The sequence below is a fragment of the Candidatus Avoscillospira sp. LCP25S3_F1 genome (genome assembly GCF_052117125.1).
Lineage (GTDB): Bacteria > Bacillota > Clostridia > Oscillospirales > Oscillospiraceae > Avoscillospira_A.
The window spans coordinates 1-412 of record NZ_JBQKJT010000079.1 but is presented as its reverse complement, the minus strand read 5'-3'; the positions used below and the strand labels follow the sequence as shown (position 1 = coordinate 412).

Annotated in this window: 1 protein-coding gene; it reads left to right on the top strand. The window is 55.6% G+C overall.

Annotated elements, in window-relative coordinates; translation table 11 throughout:
• Window positions 1–25: 25 nt before the first annotated feature.
• Window positions 26–412: IS3 family transposase (locus ACTQ33_RS17195; protein WP_441465700.1), on the top strand; the 387-nt coding region annotated here is incomplete at its 3' end.

Genomic DNA, 412 nt, shown 5'->3' with positions numbered 1-412 from the left:
GGCGCTGCACCGCCAGGGAGCCACTGTGGAACAGGCATGCCGGACCCTGGAGATCTCGCGCAGCGGCTACTATGATTGGCTGCATCACAAGCCCTGTATCCGTGAGCAGCGCAATCAAGCACTGAAACGGAAACTGGTGGAACTACACCAAAAATATCCTGCCCTGGGATTGGACAGCCTCTATCATCTGCTTAAACCGGATTTCGGCTGCTCTCGCAAGCGGGTACACCGTCAGATGCGCCTTGCCGGCATCTGTTCGGCCAGACGTCGGGCCTATAAAGTCACAACCAACTCCCAGCATAGCCATCCCGTTGCATCGAATCTCCTCAAACGAAACTTCTTCTTTGAACGCCCAAATCAAGCCTGGGTGGGCGATATTACCTACATTCCCACCGGTGAGGGCTGGCTCTAT